This window comes from Cohnella ginsengisoli, from assembly GCF_029525555.1.
Taxonomy (GTDB): Bacteria; Bacillota; Bacilli; order Paenibacillales; family Paenibacillaceae; genus Cohnella; species Cohnella ginsengisoli.
In genome coordinates this window covers 1,204,817-1,218,638 of sequence record NZ_JAPDHZ010000002.1, presented here as the reverse complement: position 1 = coordinate 1,218,638, position 13,822 = coordinate 1,204,817, and the positions used below count along the sequence as shown (strand labels likewise).

Annotated in this window: 14 protein-coding genes; 12 read left to right on the top strand and 2 right to left on the bottom strand. The window is 60.1% G+C overall.

Going from position 1 to position 13,822, the window contains the following annotated elements:
- Positions 1–53: 53 nt before the first annotated feature.
- On the top strand, positions 54–479 hold the full coding sequence (locus OMP38_RS05975; RefSeq protein ID WP_277564274.1) for a hypothetical protein: 426 nt from the start codon (positions 54–56) through the stop codon (positions 477–479).
- Between the two features lie 115 nt (positions 480–594).
- On the opposite strand, the gene OMP38_RS05970 is transcribed toward OMP38_RS05975, so the two are convergent.
- Both OMP38_RS05970 and yfbR read right to left on the bottom strand, forming a co-directional pair.
- On the bottom strand, positions 595–1,152 hold the full coding sequence (locus OMP38_RS05970) for a hypothetical protein (protein ID WP_277564273.1): 558 nt from the start codon (positions 1,150–1,152) through the stop codon (positions 595–597).
- Positions 1,142–1,753 carry a 5'-deoxynucleotidase gene (gene yfbR / locus OMP38_RS05965; protein WP_277564272.1) on the bottom strand — a complete coding sequence of 204 codons (612 nt, stop codon included), beginning with the start codon at positions 1,751–1,753 and terminating at the stop codon, positions 1,142–1,144. The genes OMP38_RS05970 and yfbR overlap by 11 nt, the downstream gene beginning before the upstream one ends.
- Positions 1,754–1,935: 182 nt before the next feature.
- On the opposite strand from yfbR, the gene pnpS reads away from it, so the two are divergent.
- From pnpS to OMP38_RS05910, 11 genes are all read left to right on the top strand, one after another.
- Positions 1,936–3,744: a two-component system histidine kinase PnpS gene (gene pnpS / locus OMP38_RS05960; RefSeq protein ID WP_277565187.1), complete on the top strand. Its 1,809-nt coding sequence runs from the start codon at positions 1,936–1,938 to the stop codon at positions 3,742–3,744.
- 114 nt (positions 3,745–3,858) lie between these two features.
- Positions 3,859–4,590, top strand: a complete 732-nt coding sequence (locus OMP38_RS05955; RefSeq protein ID WP_277565186.1) for a response regulator transcription factor — start codon at positions 3,859–3,861, stop codon at positions 4,588–4,590.
- Between the two features lie 98 nt (positions 4,591–4,688).
- Positions 4,689–6,791 carry a molybdopterin-containing oxidoreductase family protein gene (locus OMP38_RS05950; RefSeq protein ID WP_277564271.1) on the top strand — a complete coding sequence of 701 codons (2,103 nt, stop codon included), beginning with the start codon at positions 4,689–4,691 and terminating at the stop codon, positions 6,789–6,791.
- 575 nt (positions 6,792–7,366) lie between these two features.
- Positions 7,367–7,765, top strand: coding sequence for a Fur family transcriptional regulator (locus tag OMP38_RS05945; RefSeq protein WP_277564270.1), 399 nt, complete (start codon positions 7,367–7,369; stop codon positions 7,763–7,765).
- Complete coding sequence (locus OMP38_RS05940; protein WP_277564269.1) at positions 7,738–8,442, top strand: winged helix-turn-helix transcriptional regulator; 705 nt, start codon at positions 7,738–7,740, stop codon at positions 8,440–8,442. The genes OMP38_RS05945 and OMP38_RS05940 overlap by 28 nt, the downstream gene beginning before the upstream one ends.
- Before the next feature lie 140 nt (positions 8,443–8,582).
- A complete protein-coding gene (gene trxB / locus OMP38_RS05935) occupies positions 8,583–9,533 on the top strand; it encodes a thioredoxin-disulfide reductase (protein ID WP_277564268.1) in 951 nt (316 codons plus the stop codon).
- Between the two features lie 88 nt (positions 9,534–9,621).
- The gene (locus OMP38_RS05930; protein WP_277564267.1) at positions 9,622–10,185 is read left to right on the top strand and encodes a peroxiredoxin; all 564 of its coding nucleotides are present in this window, start codon (positions 9,622–9,624) and stop codon (positions 10,183–10,185) included.
- Between the two features lie 230 nt (positions 10,186–10,415).
- Positions 10,416–11,162, top strand: coding sequence for an oxygen-insensitive NADPH nitroreductase (gene nfsA, locus OMP38_RS05925; RefSeq protein ID WP_277564266.1), 747 nt, complete (start codon positions 10,416–10,418; stop codon positions 11,160–11,162).
- A gap of 124 nt (positions 11,163–11,286) precedes the next feature.
- Positions 11,287–11,922, top strand: a complete 636-nt coding sequence (locus OMP38_RS05920; protein WP_277564265.1) for a hypothetical protein — start codon at positions 11,287–11,289, stop codon at positions 11,920–11,922.
- A 135-nt stretch (positions 11,923–12,057) separates the two neighbouring features.
- The gene (ssuE, locus tag OMP38_RS05915) at positions 12,058–12,609 is read left to right on the top strand and encodes an NADPH-dependent FMN reductase (protein WP_277564264.1); all 552 of its coding nucleotides are present in this window, start codon (positions 12,058–12,060) and stop codon (positions 12,607–12,609) included.
- A gap of 213 nt (positions 12,610–12,822) precedes the next feature.
- Positions 12,823–13,791, top strand: a complete 969-nt coding sequence (locus OMP38_RS05910; RefSeq protein WP_277565185.1) for an aldolase catalytic domain-containing protein — start codon at positions 12,823–12,825, stop codon at positions 13,789–13,791.
- The last annotated feature ends 31 nt before the right edge of the window (positions 13,792–13,822 follow it).

The window sequence follows — 13,822 nt, the reverse complement described above, 5'->3', positions numbered from 1 at the left end:
TGTGTATACTAGGGGTGACTTGTCTTATTATGGTTGTGGAGGTACATATCGCGATGTATGACGTTATGATTTTTCTGCACATCGTCGGAGCGATCGGAATGGGCATTTACGCCCTTCTGCCGTTTCTGGCCAAGCGTTTCCGGCAGCTGTCCACGCCGGCCCAGGAAGGCCTTGCCAGCGGTCTGGTGGCTGCGGGTCGAATCGGCCAATATTCCTTGGTCCTCCAGCTGTTGACGGGCGGCTACCTGATCTCGCAAAACGATTACAAGGTGGCTTGGATGATCACGATCGTCGTGCTGTTCCTGGCGCTCGGCGCGCTGTCCGGCATCGTGCAGGCTCCGCTCAAACGCATCGTCGCCGCGGCTTCCGGCGGACAGGACGCTTCGAGCAACATCTCGCGCGTACAGACGCTGAGCATCGTGATTCTGGTTATTTTCCTTGTCGTCGTCTGGTTGATGAAAAATCCTTGGTACGCTTAATGCTTTTGCAGGCTTGAGATCGAAAAGGCTCCGCCCGGCGCGATATGCGCGGGCGGAGCTTCTTTCTTGTTGCTGCGGTACGACCACAGTCCCGTTGGAGTAAGATGCTATGCGTCTACTTTTGTCCGCGATCAGCGAAGCTGCGTTCAAGCGTCAACGCTTCGTCGATCGTAGTCGCGGGGGCAATCAGCATAAGGTCCTTCGATTCTTTTTTGTCAGCGCCTACCGGATCGAAAATATTGACTTTGAGCTCCTTCATATCGCCATGCTGCCAGATCGTTCCTAGCGATTCTATCGAAGGCATATGATTTAAGTAAGTACTGAAGCTCAGTAGGCCCCAGCCGTTTTGGATGTCGCTAGTGAACATGATCGTAAACATCGAATAATCCGCAGAACCGGTGAATTCATACTTATCGATCGCGATGCGCCCTTTAAAATACGGATCACGAAACAAAGGCCGGTACAGCTTGCCGTTCACGTGTATGTTCGTTTGCTCCGCGGAAGACGGATCTCCGGTCCGATATTCGACGGCCGGATAGTCGGCGGCGATTCGCTTCGGAAAATGATACTTATAACCGAAGATCGCGGCAGCGATAATCAGCGGAATGACGATCCATAGCGAATCTTTTGCGATGGACAATACTCGACTTAAGCCGGTCTCCTTAATCGGCATCGGCGTCAAGCTCCCGTTCGGACAGCTCGTCGATCGTCTTTTCGAAGCTCGGGGCGAGCCGGTTCAGGAACCAGTCGATCTCCGGCATCCCGAGCGCGGCGAGACGGCCCTCGAACTGCCTGCGCGCGGTCGCGAACTCGCGGTTGCCGGCCGACATCTCCGATACGCATTTGAGATAGCCGTCGAGGATATCGGCGGCTTTGACGTATCGGTTCAGCTCGTCGTCTTGCGTCTGCCGCATAAGCAGAGGCTCGTATGCATCGATGAGCTCGGGCGGCACGGTGCCGAGCAGCCGTTCGGCGGCCAACCGCTCCAGGTCCCTGAAGTTCGATAGCAGCGCGGGATTGTGATGCTTGACGGGCGTCGGGATATCCCCGGTGATCACTTCGGTCGCATCGTGAAACAACGCGCGGCTCGCCGCCTTGTCAGGATCGACGTCCCGCCCGAATACGTCTTTGGCGATCGTGCACAGCAAGTGGGCGAGCAGCGCGGTATGGTAGGAATGCTCGGCGACGTTTTCTTTGGTCGAGTTGCGCATAAGGCTCCAGCGTTCAATGTATCGCAGACGGTATAAATACGCTATAAAGTGATGCTGCTGCATATCGCGGTTCCTCCTTATTCGTTCCTCGCTTTACTATAACTTACATCTGCCGGCGGAGACATCCCTATCGGTCTGTTAAGTTGGCCTGAATTTACACTGCGCTAATACTCCTGTGTTAAGATAAAGAAAAGTCGGCAATTGGAGGATTGGCTATACGCATGGCAAGCCGCACGGGAGCGCACATGAGCAAATTCCGCTTGAAGCTGACCGCGTTGTTTATGCTGCTCATCGGGTTGTCCGTGCTGGCGGCGGGCATTTTCACGGGACAGTTTTACAAGCACAATCATCTTGAAGCGCTCGGCAGCCACATGGAGACGCAGCTTCGCGTGCTCTCTGCCGCGGCGCCTTGGCCAAAGGGCGAGTCCAAGACGGCGCAGACCGAATATCTGGAATCGCAGGCGATCCGGTTCAAGGAGCTCGCGGACATGCGGGTCACGTACATCGCGACCGACGGCGAGGTGCTCGGGGATTCGGATCACGCGCCGGGCACGATGGACAATCATGCCGGACGCGAAGAAGTGCGGGAAGCGATGCAGAGCGGCATGGGCCGGAGCATTCGGCACAGCGATACGCTTGACGAAAACATGCTGTACGTCGCATACGCGTCCAAAAACGGCGAGACCGGAGAGACGCTCGGCGTCATCCGGCTGGCCATGTCCCTCTCGGCCGTGGAGAAAAGCCTGGATCGCATGTGGATGGCGCTCGCGCTCGGCTTGCTGGCGGTATTCGCGTTGGCCGCGCTCGTCAGCTACAGGGTGGCGCTTAGCGTCACGCGCCCGCTGGAACGCATGACGTCCGCGGCGAAGCGAATGGCGGGCATGGACTACAAGGTCCGCATTCCCGACGCGGGCAAGGACGAGATCGGCGAGCTCGGCCGAGCGCTCAACGCGATGGCCGCCAATCTGCAGGATCATATGGGCGAGATCCGCAGGAACGAGCTCCATCTGCAGTCGGTGCTCGATCACATGATCAGCGGCGTCGTCATGATCGGCCCGGACGGCCGGATCCGCATCTACAATCGAAGCGCGGAGCTATTGCTGGGCAGCCTGGCCCGGGAACGGGTCGGCCGCAGCTATACCGAAGCCAAGCAGCAGTACGAGCTGCTGCAGCTCATTCGCAGCGGCTTCGATATCGGCGAGCCGATTCACGAGGAGCTCACGGTTTACTATCCGGAGGAACGGCTGCTCGAGCTCCATCTGGTGCCGATCCCGATGGACGACGATACGGCGCCGGGTTTGCTCCTCGTCCTGCAGGACGTGAGCGCGATCCGCCGTCTCGAGCGGATGCGCAGCGAGTTCGTCGCCAACGTGTCCCACGAGCTCAAGACGCCGGTCGCCGCGGTCAAAGGCTTCGCGGAGACGCTGCTTGCCGGCGCGGTCAACGATCCGGAGACGGCGCGATCCTTCTTGAAGATCATCCAGGAAGAGAGCGACAGGCTGAACCGGCTGATCGGCGATATCCTGGAGCTGTCCAAGATCGAGTCGCGGCGTTCGCCGCTGCAATTTTCCCCGATCGACCTCCGGTCCTTCCTGGAGAGACAGCTGGAGTTCCTCGGGACGGAGGCCGCCAAGAAGGAAATCTCGCTGGAGCTCGACGCGCCCGAGGAGCTGTTCATCGAGGCCGACGAGGACCGGCTCGGACAGATCACGCTGAACTTGTTGCAGAACGGCATCAGCTATACGCCGGAAGGCGGCAGGGTGCGGGTGAAGGCGATCATCGTCGAGAGCGAAGATGGCGGAGACTTCGAAGAGCATGTCCGGATTATGGTTTCCGACACGGGCATCGGCATCCCGAAGAAGGACCTGCCCCGAATTTTCGAGCGGTTTTACCGCGTCGACAAAGCCCGCTCGCGCAGCTCCGGCGGCACGGGTCTGGGGCTGTCGATCGTCAAGCACCTGGTGGAGCTGCATCACGGCACGATCCGGGTGGAAAGCACGGTAGGCGTCGGATCGACGTTCGTGATCGAGCTGCCGCTTATTCAAGACTATTAGCATTACGTTATTTTACGTGGCGTTGACATTCGGATAATGCTGGATTTACGGCGACATGATAAATTGACTGGAGAGGCCGGGACGTCAGACGGACCGATCGGACTGGAGGAGCTTATGTCGGACAAGGTGCTCATTATTGAAGACGAACCTACGATAGCGCGTCTGGTCACGTACAACTTGTCGCAGGACGGTTATGAGACCGAAGTGATCGGCAACGGCGCCGAGGGACTGCACAAGGCGATTCAAGACGAATACGCGATTATATTTCTGGATTTGATGCTGCCCGGGATGAACGGCTTCGAGGTGCTGCAGAAGCTGCGCCAGCACGGCGTCAAGACGCCGGTCATCATCCTCACCGCCCGAAACGCGGAAGAAGAGGTCGTGCAGGGGCTTAAGCTTGGCGCGGACGACTACATCACCAAGCCTTTCGGCGTCGCGGAGCTGCTCGCCCGCACGTCGGCGGTGCTGCGGCGCTCGCGCAACGAAGAAGCCAGGCCCAAGTCCGATCCGACCGGCGAAAAGGTGATCTCGCTCGGCGCGCTGCAGATTTATCCGGACAAATACGAGGTGCAGGTCGGCAGCGAATGGATCACGCTTCGTCCGAAGGAGTTCGAGGTGCTGCTGTACCTGGCCGAGCGCCCGGGCATCGTCATCACGCGCGACGACCTGATGAATGTCGTATGGGGCTTCGACTATATCGGCGGACAGCGGACAGTGGACGTGCATGTCAGCTCGCTGCGCAAGAAGCTCGAGCTGAACCAGCAATCGGTTCAGATCGAGTCGATCCGGGGCGTCGGATATAAGCTGACGGTCAGCCGGAAGACAGGAATTGCGGGGAAGGTATAACGGGCAGTTCAAGCAGGCGGATTCGACCGTTTAGGACGGCGGATTCGTCTTCTTTGTGTTAAAATGGGGGCACGGATTTAAAGGGAGTGAATTTGGAAATGAACGATTATTCCGCTCGGCGGGACGGCGTGTTTCATTCGGTTTGCTCGCTCGATTGCCCGGACCAATGCGGCTTGCTCGTGCACAAGCGCGACGGGGTCATCGTCAAGGTCGAAGGAGACCCGGAGCATCCGGTTACCCGCGGCGCGATCTGCAACAAAGTGCGCCATATGGCGGCGCGCATCTATGACGGCAAGCGGCTCACGACGCCGCTTCGACGCATCGGCCCGAAGGGCGAGGGACGGTTCGTGCCGATCTCCTGGGATGAAGCGATCGCGGAAATCACAGATCGGTGGAAAACGCTCATCGCGGAACGAGGTTCCGAAAGTATACTGCCATATAGCTTCTACGGCAACATGGGCCGCATCGGGACGGAAGGAATGGGTACCCGTTTTTTTAACCGGATGAACGCCTCCGAGCTGGACCAGACGATCTGCGAAGCGGCGGGAACGGTCGGTTATCGCTATACGATGGGCGGCAGCTACGGCACCGATCCGGAGCAAACGGTCCATGCCAAGCTGTTCATCTTCTGGGGCATCAACGCGGTCAGCACGAATATGCATCAGGTCACGATCGCCGAGCAGGCGCGCAAGGCCGGCGCGAAGATCGTCGCGATCGACGTCCACCGCAACCGAACCGGCAAGTGGGCGGATTGGTTCATCCCGCTCCGTCCCGGCACGGACACGGCGCTGGCGCTCGGCATCATGCACGTGCTGTTCGCGGAGGGGATGACGGACGAGGCGTTTTTACGCGAATATACGGTTGGTCACGAAGAGCTTCGGGCGCATGCGGCTGCCTACGATCCGGCGACCGTGTCGGCCGTCACCGGCGTGCCGGAAGCGGATATCGTGGAGCTGGCGAGGCTCTATGGACGCACGTCGCCTTCGTTCATTCGCATCGGCAACGGCATCCAGCATCACGACAACGGCGGCATGAACGTGCGGGCGATCGCTTGCCTGCCTGCGTTGACGGGACAATGGCTCGTGCCGGGAGGCGGGGCGATCAAGGGCAACGGCGGCTATGTCGGGCACAATGCCAAGGCGCTTGAGCGCCCCGACCTGCGCGGCGGCCGGCAAGCGCGGCGCGTCAACATGAACCGGATCGGCAGCGCGCTGCTGGCCCTTGATCCGCCGATCTCTTCGCTATATGTCTACAACAGCAATCCCGCCGTCGTCGCGCCCGAGTCGAATAAAGTGCGGGAGGGACTGGCGCGCGAGGATCTGTTTACCGTCGTGCACGACCTGTTCCTGACCGAGACGGCCAAGTACGCGGATATCGTGCTCCCGGCGACTTCGGCCTTCGAGAACACGGACCTTTACCATTCCTATTGGCATCATTACGTGCAGATTCAGCAGCCGGTCGTGGCGCCTTACGGGGAGAGCAAATCGAACAACGAGGTGTTCCGAATGCTCGCAGCGGGGATGGGGTACGGGGACGAGGCGTTTAAAGACGACGACGCAGAGATGATTCGACAGGCTGTCGATTTCCCGGGCAATCCTGCCTATGCCCCGGTCACTTACGAAGCGTTGGTGGAAAAGCAATTCGTGCGCGCGGACGTGAAGCCGCTGTTCCCTGGTCGGCTGCGGACGCCGAGCGGCAAGATCGAGCTGTATTCGCAGGCGATGGAGCGCCGCGGCTTGCCGCCGCTGCCGACGTATGCGCCGCTGGTAGAGGAGGGGAACGAAGCGTTCCCGTTCGCGTTCATTCCGGCGCCGAACCACAATTTCTTGAACTCGACGTTTTCGAACAACGACAAGCATGCGAGCATGGAAAAGACGCCGAAGCTGCACATGAACGCAGCGGATGCGGAATCGCTCGGCATCGTCGAGGGAGACGAGGTGCGACTCTGGAACGAACGCGGCGAAGCCTGGCTGACGGCTTCGGTCGGCGAGGACGTTCTGCCCGGCATCGTCGTCAGCCAGGGTCTTTGGGCGGACAAAGGCGACGGCCGCAGCGCGACCGTCAACGCGCTTACGCCGGACCGGCTGTCCGATATGGGCGGCGGCGCGGTGTTCTTCTCCGGCCGGGTAGCGGTGCAGAAGGCATCCGTGCCGGCGCCGAAGCCGGCCGTGCCCGCAGCGGCGATTGGCAGCGCGATCTGAGACGGATTGACCGGCACATCACATTCGGGCCTTTGGCGACGCACATCGCGTGGATCAGGCACTGCCGATTAGCAGGGCAGCGCTTGGTCCACGCGTTTTTATTGCCCACTTTATGAGGAGCCGCACCTTCGTATAACCTCCAACTATCAATCTAAGTGCACACTTCGAGCGCCGGACCCTCCTGAATCCGCCATTTATCGAACAAAGTGCATACTTCAAGCGTGGGACTCTCGTGAATCCGTCGACTATCGAACTACGTGCATACTCCGATTGCCGTACCCTCGTAAACTCGCAGACTATCGATCTACGTCCACGCTTCGAGCGCAGTACCTTCGTAAATCCGCCAACTATCGATCTGTATGCATGCTTCGAGCGCCGCCCCCCTCGTAAATCCGCCAACTATCGATCTACCTGCACGCTTCGAGCGCCAGCCCCTTGAAAAACGACTGATTGAGCAAGTGGTCTGCTATCGCATGAACTTGACAAAAGCACGTTATAAATTTAAACTAAATCTAAATTTAAGTAACGCATTCAATTCCGCACGACAATCCATTTGAATTAAAGAGGGGATTCCCATGACCAAACGCAATCTGACGGCCCCCCGCAAGCTTGTCTACGACATCGTGACGCAGGCCGACGACCATCCGACTGCCGCCGACATCATCGATCGTCTCAAGTCGCAGGGACAATCCGTCGCCTACGCCACGGTATACAATTCGCTCCGCTATCTGACAGACGAAGGGCTGATTCACGAGCTGAAGCTCGAGGGCAAGACGAGCCGGTACGACGGCCGATGCGAGGACCACGCGCATATCGTGTGCGTGTCCTGCGGCAAAGTCGACGAGGTGATGACGCCTCCGCCGGCCGAGTGGCTCGCGCGGGTCGCCGAAGAGAGCGGGTACGCGCTGACGGAAGAACAATTTATTTTCAAGGGAGCGTGCCCCGCATGCCGGACATCCAAGCAGAAGAACTGATGGGCGCCTATTGCGACACGACGCGCCGGATCGTCGTCGTCAGCGCGTACCCCGCGCGATTGCAGCCGCTGCTCGCGGAGTTGACGACGCGCTGCTACGACGTGCTCGTCTTCCGCCACGGACAGGAGGCGCTGCTCTCCAGCCTCCAGATCGATCTGTTGATCGCGGACCGTTCGGTCGCAGGGCAGGACCCGCTGAGCGGCATGGCCGAGCTCAAGACGCCCGCGCTCTATCTGGTCGAGCCGGCCGCCCTGCAGGATGAGCCTCCTGCCCACGGCCTGGCAACCGACCGAAGCGAAGCCTGGCCGGGCGACGTCGGCGCGCTGCTGGTCCGGATCGAGGATCTGGCCGGCAAAAGCGCCCCGCAAGCCGGACCCGACGAAGCGGCATTCAAAGACATCCGCATGGATCTCCGCCGGGTGACCGTGCAGCGGGACGGACGGCGCGTCGAGCTGACCAAGACGGAGTTCGATATTTTGCGGGCGCTGCTGATGGCCGGCGGCGGCGTATTGTCCCGCCAGGACCTGATGGAGAAGCTGTGGGGCGAAGGCTACTTCGGCGGCAGCAACTCGATCGACGTCCATATCAAGAGCCTGCGCAAAAAGCTCGGCGACGATCCGAAAAACCCGCGTTATATCGTGACCGTTCGCGGCGTGGGCTACCGGACGGCCGACTAGCCCGATTCGTACGACCAGCAAGGCTTCGGATTTTCTTCATCAAACGTTCATGCCGCCTTCATTCGGCCTTCATGCCCGTACGGCGGTCCGGTGTTAAGATAAATGCATCGAACGCCAAGCGCCCGAGAGGAGAGAGTCATATGAGACATACGATCATCGTCGGCACGGGTCCTGCGGGACTGACCGCAGCCATCTATCTTGCTCGCGCGGGGCTCGCTCCGCTCGTCATCGAAGGCCCCGAGCCAGGCGGCCAACTGACGACCACGACCGAGGTCGAGAATTTTCCGGGATTCCCCGAAGGTATCATGGGCCCGGAATTGATGGATAATATGCGCAAGCAAGCGCAGCGCTTCGGCGCCGAATTCCGCAGCGGCTGGGTAACGAAGGCCGATCTGTCCAAGCGCCCGTTCACGCTCACGGTCGACGGCAAGGAAGAGCTTCAGGCGCAGACCGTCATCGTCTCCACGGGTGCGTCGGCCAAGTACCTGGGCATTCCCGGGGAAAAGGACAACGTCGGACGCGGCGTCAGCACCTGCGCGACCTGCGACGGCTTCTTTTTCAGAGGAAAGAAGATCATCGTCATCGGCGGCGGCGACTCCGCGATGGAGGAAGCGAACTTCTTGACCCGCTTCGCGTCGGAAGTCGTGCTGGTTAACCGCCGCACCGAGCTGCGCGCCTCGAAGATCATGCAGGAGCGCGCCCGCGAGAACGCCAAGATCAGCTGGAGCCTGAACCGTACGCCGCTTGAAGTGGTCGCCGGACCGCTCGGCGTGAAGGGCCTTAAGGCGCTGAACAACGAGACCGGCGAAGAAGAACTGATCGAAGCGGAAGGCGTGTTCGTGGCGATCGGCCACACGCCGAACACGAAGTTCCTGGAAGGTCAGCTGAAGACGGACGAGACCGGCTACATCCTCGTCACGCCCGGCACGACCGAGACGAACATCCCGGGCGTATTCGCCTGCGGCGACGTTCAGGACAGCAAGTACCGCCAGGCCATCAGCGCCGCCGGCACCGGCTGCATGGCTGCGCTCGACGCCGAACGGTTCCTGGAGGCGAACGAATCGCCGGCTTCCATCGCTTCCGTATTCTAAGTTGCGCGTCGTCGTTAAGCCGATATAACCTTTGCCGGAACTGCAGACCCCTTATTCATCACACTACATCTTGGAGGATTCATCCCCTATGACGACAATCGCCAATCCGTATCCTTTCGCCAAAGTCGGCCTTCCCGCTCCATCGTTCAACCTGCTGTCGACGAAAAACCTCGATTCGCTCGAGGAGAAAGTATCGCTCGAAGATTATCGCGGCAAATGGCTCGTGTTCTTCTTCTGGCCGTTCGACTTCACCTTCGTTTGCCCGACCGAGATCCGCGGCTTCAGCGACAGCTACGACGAATTCAAAGCGCTGAACTGCGAGGTGCTGGGCGCGTCGGTGGACAGCATCTACACGCATAAGGCATGGATCCAGACGCCGGTCGACCAGAACGGCATCGGCGCGATCAAGTTCCCGATCGTGTCCGACTTCACCAAGGAAACCGCGCATGCTTACGGTATCCTCGACGACGCTTCCGGCGCGGCGCACCGCGGTCTCTTCATCGTCGATCCCGAAGGCGTGCTGCGCTACCAGGTCGTGACCGACATGAACGTCGGCCGCAGCGTGGACGAGACGCTCCGCATTTTGCAGGCGCTCCAATCCGGCGGCCTTTGCCCGGTCAACTGGAAGCCGGGACAAAAAACGCTCGGCTAAGGCCAGGCGATTTCATATAGATGGACCGGAAGCCCGGCTTCCGGTCCATTTGCCCGTTTGCAGCCCGTTCGCCCCCCCCGTTTGCAGCCCGTTCGCCCCCCCGTTTGCAGCCCGTTCGCCCCCGTTTGGGGCGCGATCGCTTCAGGGGCGGGCGTTAAGGGGAAAATGGGAACAGGCTGGCTGCCAGGACAAAATGGAAGCAGGCGGAAGCCGAAAGGAGGAATAACGCGATGAACGAGGTTGTCGCGCAGCTGATGCAGCACCGCTCCGTCCGATCCTTCGATCCGTCGCCGATTCCCGAGGCTGATCTGCGGGAGATCGTCGCGGCCGGCCAGATGGCATCGACGTCGAGCAACGTGCAAGCCTACAGCGTCGTCGCGGTCACGGATCCTGCGCTTAAGCGAGAGCTGGCCGTCTTGACGGGCAATCAGGCGTACGTCGAGACCTGCCCGGCCCTTCTCGTCTGGTGCGCGGATTTGAACCGGCTTTCCCGCGCGGCCGAAGCGCATATCGCCCCGGGCGAAGAGGCATATGCGGACTCCGCGGAGAGCTTTATCGTCGCGACTGTGGACGCGTCGCTCGCCGCGCAGAACGCAGCGGTCGCGGCCGAATCGATGGGCTACGGCATATGTTATATCGGAGGCATCCGCAACCGGATCGAGGAAGTATCTTCCCTTCTCGGCATTCCGAGCCTGGCGTATCCGGTGTTCGGCATGTGCGTGGGATTGCCTGACCAGCCCAGCGGACAGCGTCCGCGGCTGCCGGTCGAAGCGGTGCTCCACTGGAACCGGTATGACGCCGAACGGGGGCATGGACCGGTGGGCGAATACGACGAGACGATGACCCGGTATTTGCAGGCGCGGACGGAAGGCCGCAAAAGCACGCCTTGGACAAAGATCATGGCAGAATGGCTGACGCGTCCCAATCGCCTGCACATGATGGAATACTTAAATAATCGGGGCTTCCTGAAGCGTTGAATCCGGGTCTTTTTTTGTGACATCGAGCACTGCGCTTGAGATCCCGCCTTCCGTTGGCCTATACTACTATCTATTGCGACACACGGGCTCCTACGGAGCCGCTTGAAGGAGGATGGACGCGATATTGAGTCCAACATGGAAGGGAGCGGCAGCGGCCTTGCTGGCGGCGGCGCTGCTCGGCGGATGCGCGGCGGGACGGTCCGATACGAACGGCGAATCCGCCCCGGCCTCATCGTCCGCGGCCGCGACGGAGCCTTCTTCGCCGTCGGCCGACAAGGCGCTGCCGGCCGACGGCGAGGCGAAGACCTACCACTTCGACCTGAAGTCTACGTCGGTCGAGCCGCTGCCGAAGTGGGCCGGCCAGGTCGACATGACCAAGAAGGATCCTCTGTACGTATCCGGTACCGATCTCGAAGGCGCGCTCGCGATCGATCTGAAGCTGGCGCGCAAAGGAAATTACTTGGTCGCGGGCGGGGAAGGCGTGCTGTGGAACGGACAGCGCTCCGTGAAGTTTGCCATGCCGGACAATTCTACGCTGATCGAGAAGCCGCTTAGCGCGGACGGCACCCTCGTGTACGGCGGCCTCCAGGCGCGTTCGGACGAGATCGGCCGCGACTTTTCCTTTGACCTTCGATTCGTTCCGGAAGCGGGAGAGCTCGAGCTGCGCTTGCCAAACAAGGACGGGCTCATCCGCTTCGGCCAGAGCGCGGTGCTCGAACGGCACCGCGAAGAGGTCGCCCAGGTCGTCTCGGCTTCCTAATGCTTGAAGCCCCATCTCCCCGGCGGGATGGGGCTTTTGGCGATGGACGGCGCTTGACGCATGGGGAAGGCTGAACGTATAATTAATTAAAATCCGATGGTTAATATCGGAATAACGGAAAAGGTGTGAGCATTCATGTCCAAAATCGTCATTGTGCAAGGCAGCCCGACAGCAAAATCCAGGCTTAACGGCGTACTGGACCGCGTGCGCAGCCAGATCGAGGAGAGCGGCGCCGAAGTGTCGGTTATCAACGTACGCGATCTGCCGGCGGAGGACCTGCTCCATGCCCGCTTCGACAGCCAAGCCATCGGGGAGGCGAACCGTCTCGTCGCGGAGGCGGATGCCGTCGTCATCGCTTCTCCCGTTTACAAGGCTTCCTTCACCGGCATTTTGAAGGCCTACCTCGATCTGCTGCCGCAGAAAGGCTTGGAAAACAAAATCGTCCTGCCGCTCGTCGTCGGCGGCACGATCGCGCATCTGCTGGCCATCGACTACGCCTTCAAGCCGGTGCTGTCCGTGCTTGGCGCCCGCAACATCCTGACCGGCGTGTTCGTGCTGGATACGCAGGTGACCTGGGGCGACGACGGCAAAGCCCGGATCGAGGAGGAGATCGCGGGCCGCATCGACGCGGCGACTTCGCTGCTCTTGCAGGAAGCGCGCTGGCAGACTTCGCGGGCGCAGGGCTAAGCTTAAGCATCCTTTTATACGCGTTATATACGCAACCGACCGGAGGCGAATGCGCAGCCGGTCGGTTGCGTTTTGTTAAATCATAAGCAAAAGCTTGTGGACGACCGCCCTTTCGTTATAAAATTGATGTCATGTTGTGTCTTGCGGGGATATGTTGAGGATACGAACGATAGACGTTAGCGATCAGGCAGCCAAAAGGAGAAGGTAGTCATGATGACCATTCACAGCAAAACGAGCCATTGCAAAATCGTCGATTGCACGGTGCGCGACGGCGGACTTGTCAACAATTGGGACTTCGGCGTCGAATTTGTGCAGGATCTGTACCAGAGCCTGAACGAATCGGGCGTCGAATATATGGAGATCGGCTACAAAAATTCGCCGCGCCTCCTGAAGGGCGCCGACCAAGCGGGACCTTGGCGTTTTCTGGACGACGAATTCCTGCGCAAGGTGATCCCGCACAAGCTGAACACGAAGCTGTCGGCGCTTGTGGACGTCGGCCGCGTCGACGAAAACGACATTTTGCCGAGGAGCGAGTCGCTGCTGGACCTGATACGCGTCGCCACGTACGCGCGCGATACGGAGAAGGCGATCGAGCTCGGCACGCTGTTCCACGAACGCGGCTACGAGACGACGATCAACATCATGGCGCTGTCCAACGTGATGGACAACGAGCTGAACGAAGCGCTCGCGATGATCGGCGATAGCCCGATCGACGTCGTCTACATCGTCGACTCCTACGGCAGCCTCGATCCGGACGATATGCGTTTTCTTGTCGAAAAGTTCAAGCGCACCCTGAAGCACAAGCGCCTTGGCGTACACACGCACAACAACATGCAGCTGGCGTTCGCCAACACGTTGGCCGCGGCGGATCTCGGCGTCGAGCTGCTGGACGCTTCCGTCTACGGCATGGGCCGCGCCGCCGGCAACACGCCGACCGAGCTGCTGCTCGCCAAGCTCACGAATCCGAACTACAGCCTCCGGCCGGTGCTTGGCATGATCGAGCGCCACATGTTGAAGCTGCGGGAAAAAGAGGAGTGGGGCTATCTCATTCCCGACATGATCACCGGCACGCTCGACGAGCACCCGCGCTCGGCCATGGGCTGGCGCGCTTCGCCGGAGCGCGACAAATTCACGGATTTTTACGACAAGATGACGACGCCGGAGATTTTCCCTGGAAAATAAAGGCCGTTAGGACTGAAAAAACGGGACGACG